General features: G+C 66.9%; 17 protein-coding genes. 4 read left to right on the top strand and 13 right to left on the bottom strand.

Annotated elements, in window-relative coordinates; translation table 11 throughout:
- The first annotated feature begins 132 nt into the window (after positions 1 to 132).
- Positions 133 to 978: a phosphoserine phosphatase SerB gene (serB, locus tag ACV22V_RS05850; RefSeq protein WP_059524213.1), complete on the top strand. Its 846-nt coding sequence runs from the start codon at positions 133 to 135 to the stop codon at positions 976 to 978.
- Positions 979 to 1,063: 85 nt separating this feature from the next.
- On the opposite strand, the gene ACV22V_RS05845 is transcribed toward serB, so the two are convergent.
- The 4 genes from ACV22V_RS05845 to rimO form a co-directional block, all read right to left on the bottom strand.
- On the bottom strand, positions 1,064 to 2,248 hold the full coding sequence (locus ACV22V_RS05845; protein ID WP_448013222.1) for a cystathionine beta-lyase: 1,185 nt from the start codon (positions 2,246 to 2,248) through the stop codon (positions 1,064 to 1,066).
- A gap of 113 nt (positions 2,249 to 2,361) precedes the next feature.
- Positions 2,362 to 2,904 (bottom strand): hypothetical protein, encoded by a 543-nt coding sequence (locus tag ACV22V_RS05840; RefSeq protein WP_448013221.1) that lies wholly within the window; start codon positions 2,902 to 2,904, stop codon positions 2,362 to 2,364.
- 221 nt (positions 2,905 to 3,125) lie between these two features.
- Positions 3,126 to 4,052: a sugar kinase gene (locus ACV22V_RS05835; protein ID WP_175912468.1), complete on the bottom strand. Its 927-nt coding sequence runs from the start codon at positions 4,050 to 4,052 to the stop codon at positions 3,126 to 3,128.
- A gap of 3 nt (positions 4,053 to 4,055) precedes the next feature.
- Positions 4,056 to 5,417, bottom strand: a complete 1,362-nt coding sequence (gene rimO, locus ACV22V_RS05830; RefSeq protein WP_448013220.1) for a 30S ribosomal protein S12 methylthiotransferase RimO — start codon at positions 5,415 to 5,417, stop codon at positions 4,056 to 4,058.
- A gap of 272 nt (positions 5,418 to 5,689) precedes the next feature.
- On the opposite strand from rimO, the gene ACV22V_RS05825 reads away from it, so the two are divergent.
- Complete coding sequence (locus tag ACV22V_RS05825; RefSeq protein ID WP_059537455.1) at positions 5,690 to 5,944, top strand: hypothetical protein; 255 nt, start codon at positions 5,690 to 5,692, stop codon at positions 5,942 to 5,944.
- Positions 5,945 to 6,306: 362 nt separating this feature from the next.
- Here ACV22V_RS05825 and phaR read toward each other — a convergent pair whose 3' ends face one another.
- The 6 genes from phaR to ACV22V_RS05795 all read right to left on the bottom strand — a co-directional run bounded on the left by phaR (position 6,307) and on the right by ACV22V_RS05795 (position 13,433).
- Positions 6,307 to 6,873 carry a polyhydroxyalkanoate synthesis repressor PhaR gene (gene phaR, locus ACV22V_RS05820; RefSeq protein WP_011549704.1) on the bottom strand — a complete coding sequence of 189 codons (567 nt, stop codon included), beginning with the start codon at positions 6,871 to 6,873 and terminating at the stop codon, positions 6,307 to 6,309.
- A gap of 118 nt (positions 6,874 to 6,991) precedes the next feature.
- A complete protein-coding gene (locus ACV22V_RS05815; protein WP_059537451.1) occupies positions 6,992 to 7,732 on the bottom strand; it encodes a 3-ketoacyl-ACP reductase in 741 nt (246 codons plus the stop codon).
- 120 nt (positions 7,733 to 7,852) lie between these two features.
- On the bottom strand, positions 7,853 to 9,034 hold the full coding sequence (locus tag ACV22V_RS05810; RefSeq protein ID WP_107938120.1) for an acetyl-CoA C-acetyltransferase: 1,182 nt from the start codon (positions 9,032 to 9,034) through the stop codon (positions 7,853 to 7,855).
- Positions 9,035 to 9,134: 100 nt separating this feature from the next.
- Positions 9,135 to 11,009, bottom strand: coding sequence for a class I poly(R)-hydroxyalkanoic acid synthase (gene phaC, locus ACV22V_RS05805; RefSeq protein ID WP_223961918.1), 1,875 nt, complete (start codon positions 11,007 to 11,009; stop codon positions 9,135 to 9,137).
- Between the two features lie 369 nt (positions 11,010 to 11,378).
- Positions 11,379 to 12,218 carry a peptidoglycan editing factor PgeF gene (gene pgeF, locus ACV22V_RS05800; RefSeq protein WP_059693606.1) on the bottom strand — a complete coding sequence of 280 codons (840 nt, stop codon included), beginning with the start codon at positions 12,216 to 12,218 and terminating at the stop codon, positions 11,379 to 11,381.
- A gap of 6 nt (positions 12,219 to 12,224) precedes the next feature.
- Positions 12,225 to 13,433, bottom strand: coding sequence for an RluA family pseudouridine synthase (locus ACV22V_RS05795; RefSeq protein WP_059693216.1), 1,209 nt, complete (start codon positions 13,431 to 13,433; stop codon positions 12,225 to 12,227).
- Between the two features lie 41 nt (positions 13,434 to 13,474).
- On the opposite strand from ACV22V_RS05795, the gene ACV22V_RS05790 reads away from it, so the two are divergent.
- Positions 13,475 to 14,299, top strand: a complete 825-nt coding sequence (locus ACV22V_RS05790) for an outer membrane protein assembly factor BamD (protein WP_059698466.1) — start codon at positions 13,475 to 13,477, stop codon at positions 14,297 to 14,299.
- A gap of 81 nt (positions 14,300 to 14,380) precedes the next feature.
- Here ACV22V_RS05790 and ACV22V_RS05785 read toward each other — a convergent pair whose 3' ends face one another.
- The 3 genes from ACV22V_RS05785 to ACV22V_RS05775 form a co-directional block, all read right to left on the bottom strand.
- The gene (locus ACV22V_RS05785) at positions 14,381 to 16,624 is read right to left on the bottom strand and encodes an ATP-dependent DNA helicase (protein WP_059526051.1); all 2,244 of its coding nucleotides are present in this window, start codon (positions 16,622 to 16,624) and stop codon (positions 14,381 to 14,383) included.
- 55 nt (positions 16,625 to 16,679) lie between these two features.
- Positions 16,680 to 16,895: a YdcH family protein gene (locus ACV22V_RS05780; RefSeq protein WP_006755091.1), complete on the bottom strand. Its 216-nt coding sequence runs from the start codon at positions 16,893 to 16,895 to the stop codon at positions 16,680 to 16,682.
- 77 nt (positions 16,896 to 16,972) lie between these two features.
- On the bottom strand, positions 16,973 to 17,725 hold the full coding sequence (locus ACV22V_RS05775; protein ID WP_059817511.1) for a hypothetical protein: 753 nt from the start codon (positions 17,723 to 17,725) through the stop codon (positions 16,973 to 16,975).
- A gap of 160 nt (positions 17,726 to 17,885) precedes the next feature.
- Here ACV22V_RS05775 and ACV22V_RS05770 point away from each other — a divergent pair, with 160 nt between their 5' ends.
- On the top strand, positions 17,886 to 20,210 hold the full coding sequence (locus ACV22V_RS05770) for a Tex family protein (RefSeq protein ID WP_448013219.1): 2,325 nt from the start codon (positions 17,886 to 17,888) through the stop codon (positions 20,208 to 20,210).
- Positions 20,211 to 20,262: the final 52 nt, after the last annotated feature.

Here is a 20,262-nt window from a genome sequence, read left to right as displayed (position 1 = left end):
GTCGCGCCCTGACACCAACCGGCTACAATGGCGCGTTCGCGACGCGACGGCCCGACGCCGGACGGGGCCCGCGTTCGCAGGCGGCCGCATGCCGGCCGCGCACGCGTTTCATTCGCTTCCAATCATTCCGTCATGACCCACAACCTCGTCATCCAGAGTCTCGCGCCGTTGTCGGACGCGCATCACAAACCGCTGCTCGCGCTGTCGCGCGGCACCCGCATCGTGCAGACCGACGATCACGCGCTGCGTATCGAAAACGCAAACCCCGCGCAGCGGCTCGACATCGACGCGTACTGCGGCACGCACGCGCTCGACTTCGGCTTCGTCGAAGCGGGCCGTACGCTCGGCGAGTTCGGGCTCGTCGTGATGGACATGGATTCGACGCTGATCACGATCGAATGCATCGACGAGATCGCCGATTTCTGCGGGTTGAAGACGCAGGTCGCGGAGATCACCGAGGCATCGATGCGCGGCGAGATCCGCGACTTCAACGAAAGCCTCACGCGTCGCGTCGCGCTGCTCGCGGGGCTCGACGCGCAGGCGCTCGAGCGCGTGTACGAGGAACGGCTGCAATTGTCGCCGGGCGCGGAGACGATGCTCGCCGGCGTGAAGGCCGCGGGACTGAAGACGCTGCTCGTGTCGGGCGGCTTCACGTTCTTCACCGAGCGCCTGAAGGCGCGCCTCGGCCTCGACTACGCGCACGCGAACACGCTCGAGATCGTCGACGGCAAGCTGACCGGCAAGGTGCTCGGCGAAATCGTCAACGCGGACGTGAAGGCGCGCATGCTGCGCGATACCTGCGCATCGCTCGGCCTCGAGCCGAGCCGCGCGATCGCGATGGGCGACGGGTCGAACGATCTGAAGATGATGGCCGAAGCCGGGCTGTCGGTCGCGTTCCACGCCAAGCCCGTCGTGCGCGATGCAGCCACCGTCGCATTCGACCACGTGGGCCTCGACGGGCTGCTGCGGCTGTTCTGATTTCCGGTCTGCGCACGCCGTCCATGAAAAAACGCCCGCGCGATATTGCATCGCGCGGGCGTTTCGTTTTTCCGCTTCGGTTCCGTTATCGGCCGAGCGTAGCCTGCAGCGCGCGCTCGATGTCCGCACGCAGGTCGGCTTCGTCTTCGAGACCGACGTAAAAGCGCACCAGCGTGCCGCGATGCGGCCACTCCGCACGCATCGACGCCACGTCGTAAGGCATCGCGAGGCTGCATGCACCACCCCAGCTCCAGCCGATCGCGAACAGCTCGAGCGCCTCGACGAAACGATCGATCTGCTCGCTGCTGTAGCGTTCGTCGAACACCACCGAGAACAGCCCGCCCGCGCCGGTGAAGTCGCGCACGAACGATGCGTGCCCCGGACAGTCCGGCAGTTGCGGATGCAGCACGGCGGCGATTTCCGGCCGCGCCTTCAGCCATTTCGCGAGCGCGAGCGCGCTCTTGCTGTGCGCGTCGAAGCGCACCTGCATGTTCGGCAGACTGCGCAGCACGAGCGAGCAATCGTCGACCGACACGCCGATCCCGCAGCGCATCCGCGCGAGCTTCAGTTGTGCGTGCAGCTCCGCGTTCGCGGTAATCGTCGCGCCCATCAGCACGTCGCTGCCGCCCGATTGATACTTGGTCAGCGCCTGCACCGAGATGTCGACGCCATGCTCGAACGGCTTGAACGCGAGGCCGGCCGAATACGTGTTGTCGATCGCGGTGACGACGCCGCGCGCCCGCGCGACCGTCGTGATCGCGCGCACGTCGGGCACTTCCATCGTCACCGAGCCCGGCGCCTCGATCCAGATCAGCCGAGTGTTCGGCTGGATCAGGTCGGCGATGCCGGCGCCGACGAGCGGATCGTAGAAGCGCGCGGTGATGCCGAAATCCTTCGCGAGCCAGTTGCCGAAATCGGCGTTCGGCCCGTAGATGTTGTGCGGGATCAGCACGTCGTCGCCCGCCTTCACGATCCCGAAATAGACGTTCATGATCGCCGCGAGGCCCGACGGCTGCAGCAGCGCATGCGTGCCGCCCTCGATCTCGGCGAGCCGCTGCGCGAGCGCGAGCGACGTCGGCGTCGCGTGCAGCCCGTAGCGCCACTGGTTGTCGTTGTGCCAGACCAGCGCGCGCATCGTCGCGAGATCGGGGAACACGACCGTCGATGCCCGCGCGACCGGCGGGACGAACGAGCGGAAGCCTTCCGGAATGATGTCGTCGGGTTGAACGATGCGGGTCTGGAGTGCGCGCTTCGGATTGGATGCAGTCATGGCAGGAGGCCGGGGGAAAGGCCGTTCGGTTGCGGAATGTGTCGCTAGATTAGCCAAAATCGGCGCGCTTGGCCCGGTACAATGCGCGCCGCGCGCACCGAGCCAGCGCGTGCTCAGTCGTCGGTGCGCAGGTTGACGATGCCGCCGACCGTCTCGATTTCCCGTATCCGGCCGTCGCGCACCTGCAGCGCCGCGCGCTTGCCCGGCGCCAGGCGCAGCACGACGGGTTGCGGATCCGATTCGTCCGAGTTCATCCGATCGGCCTTCAGGTCGCCCGTCGCGTCGAAGCGGCCGATCCACACACCCGTGATGTTCGTGCCGTCGTTCGATTCCTCGATTTCGAGCGTGTCGCCGTCGCGGTCGCCGGCGAGCAGCACGACCTCACCCGTGTCCGCGAACTGGTATTCGCCATGCACGCCTTCCTCGTCCGTCTTCGGCCCGAGATGCACGACGATCGGCCGGTCGCCGAGCGTGCCTTCGTAGCGCGGCAGGCGGGCGAATTCCGGATTCGGCCGCAGCGGCCGCGCGGGTGCCGCTTCATCCTGCTCCACGCCCGGCGCGGCGGCCTGCGCCGCGACCACGCCCGGCATCGCGAGGCCCGCCGCCAGCGCACCGGCAATCACCAGCGTACGTTGCCATTCCGAATATCGACCCACCTTGTGTTGCTCCTTGCTTCAGATTCGCTCGAAAAAACACGGCGGCATGCTGCCTGCCGCCGATGGTCGTCGTCACGCGCGCGTAGCGATCGCGCGTGCGCAAACACCGATCGCGGTACGCACGCCGCTGGCCACCTTCACGTCGCATGTCGCCCGTCATCCAGGGATTGCGGATGCGTGCGTCACGCGAGCGAGGTCACGACCGGCGTGCGTGATCCGCGTCAGCCCTGCATCAGGCGTTCCACCGCCTCGCGGCGCGGAATCGGCGCGACCGCGCCGTAACCCGTCGTCGACAGCGCCGCGGCCGCGTTCGCATAACGCGCCGCCGCAAACGGATCGTCGCCCGCGACGATCCGCGCCACGAACGCGCCACCGAAGCAGTCGCCCGCGCCCGTCGCGTCGACGGCCTCGACCGCGAAGCCCGGCACCACTCGCCGTTCGTTCGGGGTCGCCACGTACGCGCCTTCCTTGCCGAGCTTCAGCGCGACGACCCGCGGCCCGTGTTCGAGCATCGCATCGACGATCGCGTCGCGATCGTTCGCGCCCGTGAGCGCCGTGACGTCGTCCCAGCTCGGCAGGCAGATGTCCGTCTGGCGCAGCGCCTCGCGCATCACCGCGCGGGCGCGCGGCAGCGGCCACAGCTTCAGGCGCAGGTTCGTATCGAAGCTGACCTGCGCGCCGTTGCCGCGCGCGTGGTCGATCGCCGCGAACGCGGCGTCGCATGCGGCCGTGCTGATCGCGAGGCTGATGCCCGACAGGTGCACGGCCTTCGCCGCGGCCAGCGCATCGAGCGGCAGGTCGGCGACCGCGTAGCGGCTCGCCGCGGAGCCCGCGCGCAGATAGTCGAACTGGTGGCCGTCCGCGCCGTGCGTGACGAAATACACGCCGGTCGGCGCCGAGCGGTCGATCCGCACGTACGTCGTGTCGACGCCTTCCGCCGCCCACATGTCGGCCAGCAAGCGGCCGAACGGATCGTCGCCGATCGCCGACACGAAGCCCGTCGACGCGCCCTGACGCGCCGCGGCGATGCAGAAGTTCGACGTGTCGCCGCCGAAGCCCTGCAGGAACTCCGGACGCCCCGGCTGCGACTGGTTGAATTCGATCATCGCCTCGCCGAGCGCGAGGATCTGCGGAAACGCTGCGGTCATCGCTTAGACCTCGCCCCACAGGTCGTGGCCGTCCGCGCCGGTGATCTTCACCGACACGAAATCGCCGACCTTGTAGCGCTTCGACGCCTTCGTCGCCGGTTCGACGTAGACGACCCCGTCGATCTCCGGTGCATCCGCCGCCGTGCGGCCGATGCCGCCTTCCTCGCTGACTTCGTCGATCAGCACCTTGAGGGCCTTGCCGACCTTGCGCTGGATGCGCCGCGCCGACACTTCCTCGGCGACTTCCATGAAGCGCGCGCGGCGTTCTTCGCGAACGTCGTCCGGCAGTGCGCCGTCCAGGTCGTTCGCGGTCGCGCCTTCGACCGGCGAATAGGCAAAGCAGCCGACGCGATCGAGTTCCGCCTCGCGGATGAAGTCGAGCAGCGTTTCGAACTGCTCTTCCGTCTCGCCGGGGAAGCCGGCGATGAACGTGCTGCGGATCGTCAGGTCCGGGCAGATCTCGCGCCACTTCTGCACGCGCTCGAGCACCTTCTCGGCGTTCGCCGGGCGCTTCATGCGCTTCAGCACTTCCGGATGCGCGTGCTGGAACGGCACGTCGAGATACGGCAGCACGTGGCCCTTGAACGGGCCTTCGGCCATCAGCGGAATGACTTCGTCGACGCTCGGATACGGATACACGTAGTGCAGGCGCACCCATGCGCCGTACTGCGCGGCGAGTTCGCCGAGCGCGGCGACCAGGTCGGTCATGCGCGTCTTGATCGGCTTGCCGTTCCAGAAGCCCGTGCGGTACTTCACGTCGACACCGTACGCGCTCGTGTCCTGCGAGATCACGAGCAGTTCCTTCACGCCCGACTTGAACAGGTTCTCCGCCTCGAGCATCACTTCCGCGACCGGACGCGACACGAGATCGCCGCGCATCGACGGGATGATGCAGAACGTGCAGCGGTGGTTGCAGCCTTCGGATATCTTCAGGTATGCATAGTGGCGCGGCGTGAGCTTGATGCCGGCGGCCGGCACGAGGTCGACGAACGGATCGTGCGGCTTCGGCAGGTGCGAGTGCACGGCCTGCATCACTTCGCCCACCGCGTGCGGGCCGGTGACGGCGAGCACCTTCGGGTGGACTTCCTCGATCAGGTTCGAGCCGCTGGCGCTCGACTTCGCGCCGAGGCAGCCGGTGACGATCACCTTGCCGTTCTCGGTCAGCGCTTCGCCGATTGCGTCGAGACTTTCCTGCACGGCTTCGTCGATGAAGCCGCAGGTGTTGACGACGACGAGGTCGGCACCGTCGTAGGTGCCGGAGATTTCATAACCTTCGGCGCGCAGTTGGGTGATGATTTGTTCGGAGTCGACGAGCGCCTTCGGGCACCCGAGCGACACGAAGCCTACTTTGGGGGACTGGGACATCTGGAATGTGGGGGCGTGGCGGCAAAAGCGTGAGTTTACAGCTATTTATGGGTCAGGGAGGCAAAACTGGCGCTCAAGACGCCGTGGATGGCGCCCTCAATACCCAGCACGCGCCGGCGGAACCGGCAGCTGATCCAGCCTTTCGGACCGGCGACGATGAAACGATGAATGCGATCACCGCCCGTCATGCACGACAATCGCCCCCGGGCCTCACCCCGCCCCTATGCGAAAATCGCAACATCCGCTCTCTTCACTTACCCAACAGGCTTCGCATGACCACCCATATCACGATCGAATTCACCGAGCACGCCGCCGAGACCATCGGCGAGCAGACCAGCACCAGCTTTTCCTATGACCAGGGCGCCCACGTGCCGCAGCCGGGCGACTTCGTCGAACTCGAGAATTCGCGGCAGACGTTTCTTGTGATCGGCCGGGTGTTTTCGCTGAAGGCGAACTACTGCGCGGTGAAGCTCGTGCTCGACCTTCCTCCCGCGGACGATCACCAGGATTTCGATCCGGCACTTTGAGCCAAGCCGGCGAACGCGCAGGCTTCGCCGCTGCGCGTTGTGACGCGGCCCGACGCAATGGCGATCGGCCGCACTGGCACAAACGCACGCCGTGCGGCGCGACACGCCCGGGTGTCGATTTGCTGATGACTCTCTGGAATTAGATAAAGGCGACCGGACCACGATCACACCGCCCCCCACGCGAGGGCACAGGCATTCGGTGCCGACGATCAGGAACGACCGTCGGCAACATCTTGCGCTGGCGGCCAGCGGCCATCGTCGTGCCCGAGCACACGATCGGCCGCATCGCACCGCCGCGCATCGCGGCGCCAAGCCAGGCGGCGGGCGGCGGGTGCCGCCGCGACCGGCCTGCCGCGCAAGCGTTACTTCTTCTCCGGCTCCGGCGCGCCCGGTTGCTTGAACGGGAACGTGCTGAACATCGACTTCGCCTGGTTCTGCATCTGCTCCTGCATCTGCACGAACATGTTCTTCGACTGCTCGATGTAGCTCGTCATCATCCCTTGCATCATCGGCGCCTGCATGTTCATGAACTGCGACCAGACTTCCGGATTCATCGCGTTACCTTCGTAAAGGTTCTTCGATTGATCCGCGAGCTTGTTCTGGATGTCGATGAACGCCTGGATATTCTTTTCCAGGTACGTGCCCATCATGCCCTGCATCGCATGACCGTAGAAACGGATGATCTGCGACAGCATCGACGACGAGAACATCGGCACGCCGCCGCTCTCTTCCTCGAGGATGATCTGCAGCAGGATGCTGCGCGTCAGGTCTTCGTTGGATTTCGCGTCGACGACCTTGAAGTCCTCCTGTTCCAGCACGAGCTGCTTGACGTCGGTCAGCGTGATGTACGTGCTCGTCTCGGTATCGTAGAGCCGGCGGTTCGGGTACTTCTTGATGAGCCGCTCGGCCGTTTTCTTTGTAGTAGTCATGTAACGCCTTTGGGTGCAGCGTAGCGCAAGTGACAAATCCCCGCCTCCCGGATCCGGGAGGCGGGGGCCTTCGGAAACGCCGGGCCGCGCGGCCGAAGCGGCCCGCGCAGCCGGACGTTCAGCCCATATGCAGGCCGCCGTTCAGCGAGAAGTCGGCGCCCGTCGCGAAGCCGGAGTCGTTCGACGCGAGCCACGCGACGATCGAACCGATTTCCTCCGGCGCGCCGAGACGACGCACCGGGATAGTCGCGACGATCTTCTCGAGCACGTCCGGACGAATCGCCTTCACCATGTCGGTGCCGATGTAGCCGGGCGACACGGTGTTGACCGTCACGCCCTTCGTTGCGACTTCCTGCGCGAGCGACATCGTGAAACCGTGGATGCCGGCTTTCGCGGTCGAGTAGTTCGTCTGGCCGAATTGCCCCTTCTGGCCGTTCACCGACGAAATGTTGATGATCCGGCCCCAGCCGCGCTCGACCATCCCGTCGATCACCTGCTTCGTCACGTTGAACAGGCTCGTCAGGTTGGTGTCGATCACGGCCGTCCAGTCTTCATGCGTCATCTTGCGGAACACGACGTCGCGCGTGATGCCCGCGTTGTTGACCAGCACGTCGATCTCGCCGACTTCGGCCTTGACCTTGTCGAACGCTGCCTTGGTCGAGTCCCAGTCGCCCACGTTGCCTTCCGACGCGATGAAATCGTAGCCGAGCGCCTTCTGGTCCTCGAGCCATTTCACCCGGCGCGGCGAGTTCGGGCCGCAACCCGCGACCACCTTGAAGCCGTCTTTCGACAGACGCTGGCAGATGCTGGTGCCGATGCCGCCCATCCCGCCCGTTACGTACGCAATTCGCTGAGACATAAATCTCACTCCATTTTTTGGTTTCGAGAGCCGCCGGAGGCCCCCTCTGACTTCACGTAACGCCGACCGAAGCCGCAATCGGCCGGCGCCCGGATTGGTTTGGCCGTGACGGACGACCGGTTACGGACGCTCGACCGCAAGCGCGACGCCCATCCCGCCGCCGATGCACAGCGACGCCAGCCCGCGCTTCGCATCGCGCTTGACCATCTCGTGCAGCAGCGTCACCAGGATCCGGCAGCCCGACGCGCCGATCGGGTGACCGATCGCGATCGCACCGCCGTTCACGTTCACCTTCGACGTGTCCCAGCCCATCTGCTTGTGCACCGCCAGCGCCTGCGCCGCGAAGGCCTCGTTGATTTCCATCAGGTCCAGGTCGCCCGGCGTCCAGCCCGCTCGCTCCAGGCAGCGGCGCGATGCCGGCACCGGACCCATGCCCATCACGCTCGGATCCACGCCCGCGTTCGCGTATGCCTTGATCCGCGCGAGCGGCGTCAGGCCGAGCGCCGCCGCCTTCTGCGCCGACATCACCAGCACCGCCGCCGCGCCGTCGTTCAGCCCCGACGCGTTCGCCGCCGTCACCGAGCCGTCCTTCGAGAACGCCGGCTTCAGCCCCGCCAGCGATTCCGCCGTCACGCCGTGACGCACGAACTCGTCGGTCGCGAACTGCAGCGGCTCGCCCTTGCGCTGCGGAATCGACACCGGCACGATCTCGGCGTCGAAGCGGCCGGCCTTCTGCGCGGCCTCCGCCTTGTTCTGCGACAGCGCCGCGAACGCGTCCTGCTCCTCGCGCGTGATCCCGTATTCCTTCGCGACGTTCTCCGCCGTGATGCCCATGTGGTACTGGTTGTACACGTCCCACAGGCCGTCGACGATCATCGTGTCGACCAGCTTCGCGTCGCCCATCCGGAACCCGTCGCGCGAGCCCGGCAGCACGTGCGGCGCCGCGCTCATGTTTTCCTGGCCGCCCGCGATCACGATGTCCGCGTCGCCCGCCACGATCGCGTTCGCCGCCAGCATCACCGCCTTCAGGCCCGAGCCGCACACCTTGTTGATCGTCATGCCCGGCACCGCGTTCGGCAGGCCGGCCTTGATCAGCGACTGGCGCGCCGGGTTCTGCCCCGAGCCCGCCGCCAGCACCTGGCCCATGATCACTTCGCTCACCTGCTCGGGCTTCACGCCCGAACGCTCCAGCACCGCGCGAATCACCGTCGCGCCCAACTCCGGTGCCGCGATCTTCGCGAGCGAGCCGCCGAATTTGCCGACCGCGGTCCGCGCGGCCGATACGATCACTACGTCCGTCATTTCCCTTTCCTCCAGGCCCGCACGACACGGCGCATCGCTACCGGCCCTGTTAAAAAAAACTGCGGTGCACCGGACAGCGTGCGCCGCTGTCCGTCTTTCGTCAATCGCGCTGCAACACGTAGCGACCCGGCGCCGGTTCGATCACCGGGAACTGCGCGGAACCGGCCTTGGCGGGCGGCGCCACCTTGCGGCCGCCGTACTGGTCGAGCCACTCGACCCAGGTCGTCCACCAGCTGCCCGGCTGCTCGGTCGCGCCGGCGAACCAGTCGTCCGCGGATTCGGGCAGATCGTTGTCGTTGACCCAGTAGCTGCGCTTCTTCTTCGCCGGCGGATTGATCACGCCCGCGATGTGGCCCGACGCGCCGAGCACGAACTTCAACGGGCCCGTCAGGATCGAAGTCGACGCGTAGGCCGTCTGCCACGGCACGATGTGATCCTCGCGCGATCCGTAGATGAAGGTCGGCACGTCGATGCGCGACAGGTCGACGGATTCGCCGCACACGGTCAGCGCGCCCGGCACGCGGAGCTTGTTCTCGAGATAGGTATTGCGCAGGTACCACGCGTACATCGGGCCCGGCAGGCTCGTCGAGTCGCTGTTCCAGTACAGCAGGTCGAACGCGGCGGGCGTGCGGCCCTTCAGGTAGTTGTCGACGACGTAGTTCCACACGAGGTCGTTCGGCCGCAGGAACGAGAACGTGTTCGCGAACTCGACGCCGCGCATCAGCCCCGGCGCCGCGCCGTTCTTGCCGCCGATGGTCTGCTCGCGCATCTGCACGTGCGCCTCGTCGACGAACACGTCGAGGATGCCGGTGTCGGTGAAATCGAGCATCGCGGTCAGCAACGTCATCGACGCGGCCGGATGTTCGCCGCGCGCGGCGAGCACCGACAGCGCGGTCGCGAGCATCGTGCCGCCGACGCAGAAGCCGAGCGTGTTGATCTGCTCGCGGCCGCTGATCTGCTGCACGGCGTCGATCGCCGCGAGCAGCCCCTCGTTCATGTAGTCGTCCCATGTCTTGTGCGCGACCGACGCATCGGCGTTGCGCCACGACACGAGGAACACCTGATGGCCGTTCGACAGCGCATGCGCGACGAGCGAATTCTCGGGCTGCAGGTCGAGGATGTAGAACTTGTTGATGCACGGCGGCACGATCAGGAGCGGGCGCTCGAACACCTTGTCCGTCTTCGGCGCGTACTGGATCAGCTGGATCAGGTCGTTCTCGTAGACGACCGAGCCTTCGGTACACCCGAGGTTCTTGCCGACCACGAATTGCGATTCGTCGGTCTGCGAAATCTTGCCGCGCTGCATGTCGCCGAGCAGGTTCATCATCCCCTGCCGCAGGCTTTCGCCCTGCGTCTCGAGGATCGATTTCTGTGCATCGGGATTGAGCGCCAGGAAGTTGCTCGGCGCGGCGGCGGCGGTCCATTGCTGGACGGAGAAACGGATACGTTCGCGCGTCTTCGGATCGGTCTCGAGCGCGTCGGCCAGTTCCTGCAGGTAGCGCGCGTTGAGCAGATACCACGCAGCGGCGAACGCATGCGCGGGCGAAGCCTTCCACGCATCCGCGCTGAAGCGGCGGTCCTTCAGTTCAGGCGACTCGAGCTTCGCCGCGGCGGCCTGCTGCATCAGCGTCATGCAATCGCGCGCGTAGTCGGCCTGCAGCTTCTGGAGTCGTTCCGGCGGGATCGCGGCCACCGGCAGCTTCAGTCCCGCGAACGGCGAAGCCAGGCCGCCGAAGGCGCCCAGATCGGGCATCGACGGCATCTGGAACGGAACGGATGTCGGGAACTGGAATGCGGCGAACGGATTCGCGGTGGTCGCCGCCGTTGCGGCGCGCGCCGGATCGGCGAAACCGCGCCAGGCGTTCAGCCATGCCTCGAACATCTGCTGCATCGGCTGGGTAGCCTGGTCGAATCCGGTGCTGCCTGCGGAAGTGCCCGCCTGAGCGGACGTCGACGAATTTTTCGATGCTGTCATTACCTGCCTTACCGGTGATTCGTGAGCGTCAATCGTGAAATCCTGCTCGCGCGCGGCGTGCCGGCTGCGAGCCGGGCCGTCATGCTCTGGAGAGGCGTCTCCAGATTCTGCCGCAGTGCGGTATTTTTATCATTATCGTTTTCCCCATGTGAAGCACTGCGTCAAACCACCGAACATTTCTGCTCGGAGATAATCCGTGCGCAACAAGCGGGACAAGGCTTCCGGCGAAACATAAAACATTTTGATCGACTTGACTTCGCGATTATTCATTCGGTTGTCCATGCAACGCCGCATTGCCGCGCCAATATCGGAATAACCGATTTCGCAGCGCAACAAACCAAGCCGCGCGCTAATGCGCGCGGTCAGCCGTCAATCTGCCAGCCAGATCGCCGCCGCCATGCGGCCGGTCACGCGGTCGCGCCGGTACGAATAGAAGCGCGCGTGTTCGGTGACCGTGCAGGCGGTCCCGCCGCTCACGTGCGCCACGCCTGCACGCGCGAGGCGCAGGCGCGCAAGCGCATAGAGGTCGGCGAGATACTTGCCGGGCGCGCCGTCGATCGCGACGAACGCTTGCCGCGTCTCATCATGCTCCGACTGCGGAGCCGTGTCGAGAAACGCCTCGCGCACATCGGCGCCGACTTCGAATGCCCGCGGGCCGATCGCGGGCCCGAGGTACGCATGGAGTTCATCCGTCGCGCCGCCGGCGAGTGCCGCGACGCGAGCCGCGGTCTGCTCGACGATGCCGGCCGCGAGCCCGCGCCAGCCAGCATGCGCGGCACCCACCGCGCGACCCCGCGCGTCGCACAACAGCACCGGCAGGCAATCCGCGACCATCACGACACAGACCGCGCCCGCGCGGTCCGTCACGCTCGCGTCGGCCTGCACGGGCGCCTCGGCGCCCGGCGCGGCCTCGATCACCTCGTCCGCGCGCACGATCCGCGCGCCGTGAACCTGTTCGAGCCATGCCGCTCGCGACTGGCCCGCCAGCGCGAGCAAGCGCGCGCGATTCGCGGCGACATGGGCCGGATCGTCACCGGTATGCAGGCCGAGATTCATCCCGCCCGGCAACGCGGCGCCGTCCTGCCAGCGCCCGTACGGGCCCTCGCTCACGCCGCCGTCGCGCGTCGTGATCAGCGCACGCACGCGCGGCGCCACCTGCCAGTCGGGCTGCACGCAGTCCTGCCACGTCAACGGCGCCAGGTTCGTCATCGGCACTCATTCCTCCTCATCGTCGTAATCGTCGTCGTGATCCTGATAATCGCCGGCGAAATCGTCATCGTCGTAGACACCGTCTTCATCGTCGAATTCCTCGTCGCCCTGCCCGAAGCCCAGCGCCGCGACGAGCGCGTTCATGTCGTCCGGCAACGGACAACGCCACTGCATCGTCTTGCCCGTCACCGGATGCACGAGGCCGAGCCGCCAGGCGTGCAGCGCCTGCCGCGCGAACCCGCCCGGCAGCGGCGCGACCGAGCGCTTGCCGCGCGCGCGCCCGTACACCGGATCGCCGAGCAGCGGATGCCCGACATGCGAGCAGTGCACGCGGATCTGATGCGTGCGGCCGGTTTCGAGATCGCACTGGATCGCAGACACCGGCTGACGTTGCCACATGCATGTGTCAACCGTGCGGAAATGCGTGCGCGCGGGCTTGCCCGACGCGCCGGTGACGACGGCCATGCGCGTGCGCTCGCGCGGATCGCGGCCGATCGGCGCGTCGATCGTGCCGTCTTCGGGCATCATGCCCCAGACGAGCGCGAAATAGCGGCGCTTCACCGTGCGTGCCTGCAGCTGGCGCACGAGGTCGGTCTGCGCGGCGAGTGTGCGCGCAACCACCATGAGGCCGGACGTCTCCTTGTCGAGCCGGTGCACGATGCCCGCGCGCGGCAGGCCGGCCGCCGCGTCGCCGTAGCGGTGCAGCAGGCCGTTGAGGATCGTGCCGCTCCAGTTGCCGGCAGCCGGGTGGACGACGAGGCCCGCCGGCTTGTTGATGACGACGAGCGCGTCGTCCTCGTAGATCACGTCGAGCGGCACCGGCTCCGGCGTAAACGCCAGCTGCTCGGGCAGCAGGTCGGGCACGAGCTCGATCCTCGCGCCGAGCGGCACCGGCTGGCGGATCTTCGCCGGCGCGCCGTCGACCAGCACGCGCTGCGCCTCGATCCAGCTCTGCAGGCGGCTGCGGGAGAATTCGGGGAACAGTTGGGCAAGCGCTTTATCGAGGCGCTCACCCGCGAGCGACAGCGGCACTTCGACGACGCGCGGCGCTTCGTCGGCCGCCGCGGACGGCACGACAGGCGGCTGCATCGCGTCTGCAGCGAGATCGTCGTCGGGAGAATCCCCCGACGCAGCGTCGGCGGGCCGATCGCTTGGGCTATAATCTTCGCGATTTGACTTGCCCCGCGGGGCATTCTGCGAACTTGAACGGGTCATTTAGACTGGGTCACCGAGACTTGAAGCTAGGACATGCGAGCATGATGAATTCGACCAAACGTACGGCCAAAACCGTCGCCGCCCGAGCTGCGGTGGTAGCGGCCGCGGCCCTCATCGCCGGCTGCCACGGCTTGCCGCAGAAGCAGGACGAGACGGCTACCTGGTCGAACAACAAATTATACTCAGAGGCCCAGGACGCACTGTCCGGCGGCGACTGGGGCAAGTGCGCGAAATATTTCGAATCGCTGCAAGGTCGCGATCCGTTCGGCCGTTTCGCGCAACAGGCGCAGATCAACGTCGCGTACTGCAACTGGAAGGACAACGAAGCGGCAGCCGCCGACCAGGCCGTCGACCGCTTCATCCAGCTGCATCCGGATCACCCGGACATCCCGTACGCGTACTACCTGAAGGGGATGATCCACTTCAACGACGATCTCGGCCTGTTCGGCCGCTTCTCCGGTCAGGACATGAGCGAGCGCGATCCGCAGGCACTGCGCGAATCGTATGACGCGTTCAAGGTCGTCGTCGACCGGTTCCCGAAGAGCAAGTACGCGCCCGACGCCGCCGCCCGGATGCGCTACATCGTCAACGCGCTCGCCTCGCACGAAGTGCACGCGGCCGACTACTACTATCGGCGCGGTGCCTATGTCGCGGCGATCAACCGCGCGCAGCTCGCGATCAAGGACTACAAGGGCGCGCCGGCGATCGAGGACGCGCTGCACATCATGATCCTGTCGTACGGCAAGCTGAACCAGCCGGAACTCGCGGAAGACACGAAGCGCGTGCTCGCCGGAACCTTCCCGGACAGCCCGTACATCACCGGCCATTCGCGCCCCGGCACGAAGAAGTCATGGTGGCAGTTCTGAGCGACGCCCAAGCACCAACAAAAAACCCGGCCATCGAGCCGGGTTTTTTGTTGGTGCCGCCCGCAGCAGGCGGCAGCGCGGTCACGCGCGTTTTGCCGCGCGATGCTCGTCGAAGAAGTCCTGCACGACCGCGATCTCGCGGGTGCGCTTGAACGGCGGCAGGCTCTGCCAGATCCGTCGACCGTAAGGCTTGTCGACGAGCCGCGTGTCGCAGATCATCAGCACGCCGCGATCCGTCTCCGCGCGAATCAGCCGGCCCGCGCCCTGCTTCAGCGTGATCACGGCCTGGGGCAGCTGGTGTACCGCGAACGGGCTCAAGCCCTTCTTGGTCAACGCATCGAGCCGCGCGGCCAGCACCGGATCGTCGGGCGGCGCGAACGGCAGCTTGTCGATCACGACGAGCGACAGCGCGTCGCCGCGCACGTCGACGCCTTCCCAGAAGCTCTGGCTGCCGACGAGAATCGCATTGCCGTACGAACGGAACCGATCGAGCAGTTCGGTACGGCTGGCATCGCCCTGCACCAGCAGCGGCGTGTTCCAGCCGCGCGACTCGATCACGTCGCGCAGTTTCGACGCGATCCGGTCGACCGCGCGCAGCGTCGTGCACAACATGAACACGCCGCCGCCCGATGCCTCGATCGCCGGCAACGCGGCATCGAACACGGCATCGGTAAACGCCGGCGACGACGGCTGCGGCAAGTTGCGCGGCACATACAGCAGGCCCTGCGTCTGATAGTCGAACGGGCTTGCGAGCGTCATCGAGCGCCGCGAGCTGAGGCCCATCTGGGCCGCGTAGTGCGTGAAGTCGCCGCGCACCGACAGCGTCGCCGACGTGAACACCCACGCGCGGGGCACGCCGGCACGCTGCTTCGCGAAAATCGGCGCAACCGACAGCGGCGTCTCGTGCAGCTGGACGGTATGCGCGAACACTTCGACCCAGCGCACCTTCTCGTTCGGGTCGTCGGTGGCCGCCTTGTCGCCGGCGGCCGCGGCATCGGCCTTCGCAGCCGCTTCCGCCGCGCCGGGCGCGACCCAGCCCGCGAGCAGGTCCTGCAGCTCGCGTGCGCGCCGCAGGCACGCACCGAGCGACTCCGCCCGCTCGGCCTGGCTCGCGAGCGCCGAGGCAAGCGCATCGAGCGCCACTTCGAGCGCGTCGAGCGCGCCGAACATCGGGTGATCGTCGCCCAGTTGCGCGAGCGACATGCGCACGATCTGGTCGTTCGCGAACGCGAGACGCAGGTCGCGCGCCGCACGTTCGAGATCGCCGCCGAGCTTCACCCACTCGACCGCATCGCGCGCATGGCTCAGGCCTTCGGCGACCGTGTCGCGCGCGAGTTCGAGGATCTGCGTGGTCGACAGCGTCTCGCCGAAGAACAGCGTGGCCGTCTCCGGCAGCTGGTGCGCTTCGTCGAAGATCACCGTGTTCGCGTTCGGCAGCAGTTCGGCCATCCCTGTGTCGCGCAGCATGATGTCCGCGAAGAACAGGTGATGGTTGACGACGACGATGTCCGCCTGCTGCGCCTCGCGGCGCGCCTGCATCACGAAGCACTCCTTGTAATGCGGGCACTCCTGGCCAAGACAGTTGTCGCGTGTCGACGTGACCATCGACCACACGGGTGCCGTCTCCGGCACGCTCGCGAGCTCGGCCTTGTCGCCGCTCTTCGTGACCTTGGCGAACCGGACGATTTCCTGCAGATACGCGGTGTCCTGGCGCGACGGCAGGCGGCCGTTGTCGGCCGTGCGCTGCAGGTAGTAATGGCACAGGTAGTTCGAGCGGCCCTTGAGCATCGCGACCGTCACCGGCACCGCGAGCGCGTTGCGCACCGTCGGGATGTCGCGCTGGAACAGCTGGTCCTGCAGGTGCTTCGTGCCGGTCGACACGATCACCTTGCCGCCCCACAGCATCGCGGGCACCAGATACGCATAGGTCTTGCCGGTACCGGTGCCGGCCTCGACGATCAGCGTGTTGTCGCCGGCGTCGCCGTCGGCTTCGACCGCAGCCCCCTCCGCGGCGGATTCGGCCGCCTTGTCGCCTTCGCCGAGGCGGCGTGCCGGCCGCTTGCGGGTCTCGAAGATTTCCGGCTCGGGCATCCGGCGCGCGGACGCCTCCATCGCGGACGCGACCGCGCGCGCCATCTCGATCTGCGACTGACGCGGGTGATAGCCGTCGAGCGCGCGCGCGAGCAATCCGCCGTCGCCGAAGATCGTGTCGAGTTCGTCGACGCGCTTGCGGCTCAGCTCGAAGGTGCCTTCGGGCGCACGAACGCGCCCGGCGGACGACGCGTCACGCCGGGCATCGGGGTTGGCTTCAAGCGGTGAATTCAAGGCAAGCGTTCCTGTGTCCAGCGCCCGGGCGGCGCCGGCGCTTGCCAGGCCGCGCTCAGGCGCGCTTATCCGGTTCCAGCTGCGATTGCAGCAAAATGATTTTGTCCTTGGCCGCCAGCTTTTCCTTCTTCAGCCGGTGCAGCGTGATGTCGTCGATGTCGGAGTGTCCTTCCTTCAGCTCGATCTCCCGAGCAAGCTGCTGGTGCTGCTCCTGCAATGCAGCCAAACGGTTGTGCAATTCCTGCTGCTGTTCCGTGGGACGGTTTTGCATATGCGCCTCCTCATCGAAGCAGCGCGCCGACTGGCGTGCCGGCACGCACGAGACTGACTCCGGATCAATCCAACACGTTACTGCCCCTGCTGTTGCTGCTGCTTGGCCTTGTCGGCCGCTTCCTGCTGACGCCGCTCGACATCGGCCTTGTGCTGCGCAGCTTCCTTCTGCTTCTGCTCGTAGCGCGCGGCGTTGTCCGCCCGCTCCTGCGCCTTCTGCGCGCCCTGCTGGCGCGCCTGGTCGAGCTTGCGCTGGAAGTCTGCCTGCTTCTGGTCGTATGCCTGCTTGTTCGCGGCGCGCTGCGGCCCCTCGGCGCCGCGCTGCGCCTGCTTCAGTGCATTCTGCTCCTGCTTGTCGCGGAACGCAGCCGCGTTCGCCGCATCGTTCGCCGCGCGCTGCGGCGCTTCCGCCGCATTCTGCGCCTGCTTCAACGCCTGCTGCTGGTCGCGCTGCTGCGCCCGCACCGCGCGCTGCTCGTCGTCGAGCGCGAGCTGCTCCTGACGGATGCTCGCCCGCTCCTCGCGCATCCGGTCGCGCGCATTGCCGAGACAATGATTGACAAAGAACTTGCTGTAGCAATCGTGCTCCGCCACGGCATAACGATAATCGTTTTCCGCGGAACGTTGATTGAGCACTTTTTGACGGGCGTCAAAATCCTGCGTGGCGGAGGGTGCGACGGGCGCGGCCACTGCGGCGTCCGGCGCGGTTGCGCCCGATGCCTGTGCGTACGCGACGGTAGACCCGGCGGACAAAGCCGCGGCAAGCGCTGCGCCGAGCGCGACGAGAGAAATGCGGGAAGTTGGCAACGTCGTAGGAAAGCTGCGGGACATGTGTCAAATTCTATCACCCCCGGCTGGGCGCTCCGCCATTTATGGCAAAATGCCCCGCTTCACTCACCCGCGGCATCTGGTCCGGCGGGCCCGTCTAGCAGCCCGCGCCGCGCGGCCTGCCGGCCCGCGCCGCGATTTCAGCAGGCAGATCATCCACGACATGACGGAAACCGTAGCACTCAAGATCGTACAGCGCATCGCCACCGAACTGTCCGTCCAGCCGCGCCAGGTCGCGGCGGCAGTGCAACTCCTCGACGAAGGCTCGACCGTTCCGTTCATTGCCCGGTACCGCAAGGAAGTGACCGGCAACCTGGACGACACGCAGCTGCGCCAGCTCGAGGAACGTCTCCTGTATCTGCGCGAGCTCGAGGACCGCCGCGCGGCGATCCTGTCGAGCATCGACGAACAGGGCAAGCTGACCGACGAACTGCGCGCCGCGATCGACGCGGCCGACAGCAAGCAGGTGCTCGAAGACCTTTATCTGCCGTACAAGCCGAAGCGCCGCACGCGCGCGCAGATCGCGCGCGAAGCCGGCCTGGAGCCGCTCGCGCAGGCGCTGCTCGCGAATCCGCTGCTCGACCCGCAGACGGAAGCCGCCGCGTACGTCGATGCCGACAAGGGCGTCGCCGACGTGAAGGCCGCGCTCGACGGCGCGCGCGACATCCTGTCCGAACAATTCGGCGAAACGGCCGAACTGCTCGGCAAGCTGCGCGACTACCTGCACAGCCAGGGCGTCGTATCCTCCGCGGTCGTCGAAGGCAAGGAAAACGAGGAAGGCGAGAAGTTCCGCGATTACTACGACTACGCGGAAACGATCCGGACCGTGCCGTCGCACCGCGCGCTGGCTCTGTTCCGCGGTCGCAATGCCGGCGTGCTGACCGTCAAGCTCGGGCTCGGCGAGGAACTCGACGCGCAAGTCCCGCATCCCGGCGAAGCGATGATCGCGCGCCATTTCGGAATCGCGAACCAGAGCCGCCCGGCGGACAAGTGGCTGTCGGACGTGTGCCGCTGGTGCTGGCGCGTGAAGGTGCAGCCGCACATCGAGAATGAACTGCTCACGCAACTGCGCGAAACGGCGGAAGCCGAAGCGATCCGCGTGTTCGCCCGCAACCTGAAGGACCTGCTGCTGGCCGCGCCGGCCGGCCCGAAGGCCGTGATCGGTCTCGACCCCGGCCTGCGCACGGGCGTGAAGGTTGCCGTGGTCGACCGCACCGGCAAGCTGCTCGCGACCGATACGATCTACCCGCACGAGCCGCGCCGCGACTGGGACGGCTCGCTCGCGAAGCTCGCGCGCATCGCCGCACAGACGCAGGCCGAGCTGATCAGTATCGGCAACGGCACCGCGTCCCGTGAAACCGACAAGCTCGCGAGCGAGCTGATCTCGAAGCATCCGGAACTGCGGCTGCAGAAGATCGTCGTGTCGGAAGCCGGCGCGTCGGTCTACTCGGCGTCCGAGCTGGCCGCAAAGGAATTCCCGGAACTCGACGTGTCGCTGCGCGGCGCCGTGTCGATCGCCCGCCGGCTGCAGGACCCGCTCGCCGAGCTCGTGAAGATCGAGCCGAAGGCGATCGGCGTCGGCCAGTACCAGCACGACGTGAACCAGCGCGAACTCGCCCGCTCGCTCGATGCGGTGGTCGAGGATTGCGTGAACGCGGTCGGCGTCGACGCGAACACCGCGTCGGTCGCGCTGCTCGCGCGCGTCTCGGGCCTGAACGCCACGCTCGCGCGCAACATCGTCGACTACCGCGACGCGAATGGGCCGTTCCCGTCGCGCGATCACCTGCGCAAGGTGCCGCGCCTCGGCGACAAGACCTTCGAGCAGGCAGCCGGCTTCCTGCGCATCAACGGCGGCGAGAATCCGCTCGACCGCTCGTCGGTCCACCCGGAGGCTTATCCCGTCGTCGAACGAATCCTCGCGAAGATCAGCAAGCGGATCGACGACGTGCTCGGCAGCCGCGATGCGCTGTCCGGCCTGTCGCCGGCCGAATTCGTCGACGAACGTTTCGGCCTGCCGACCGTGCGCGACATCCTGTCCGAACTCGAAAAACCGGGTCGCGACCCGCGTCCCGAATTCAAGACCGCAACGTTCCGTGACGGCGTCGAAAAGGTGTCCGACCTGATGCCGGGCATGCTGCTTGAAGGTGTCGTGACGAACGTCGCGGCGTTCGGCGCATTCGTGGATGTCGGCGTGCATCAGGACGGCCTCGTCCACGTGTCCGCGATGTCGACGAAGTTCATCAAGGATCCGCACGAAGTCGTGAAGGCCGGCCAGGTCGTCAAAGTCAAGGTGCTCGACGTCGACGTGAAGCGTCAGCGCATTTCGCTGACGATGCGCCTGGACGACGAAGCGGCCACACCGAGCCTGGCGCCGCGCGGCGGTCAGGATCGCGGCAATGCCGGCCGCGGCGCGGCCCGTCCCCAGCGTTCGCGCGAGCCGGAACCGGCCGGCGCGATGGCCGCGGCGTTCGCGAAGCTGAAGCGCTGAGCACGCGAAGGCCGTCGACGAACGAAAAAAGCCCGCCGGAAGGCGGGCTTTT

This window comes from Burkholderia sp. AW33-5 (assembly GCF_053427615.1).
Note: the sequence above shows the minus strand (reverse complement) of the source record. Positions and strands in the feature narration are given on the sequence as shown.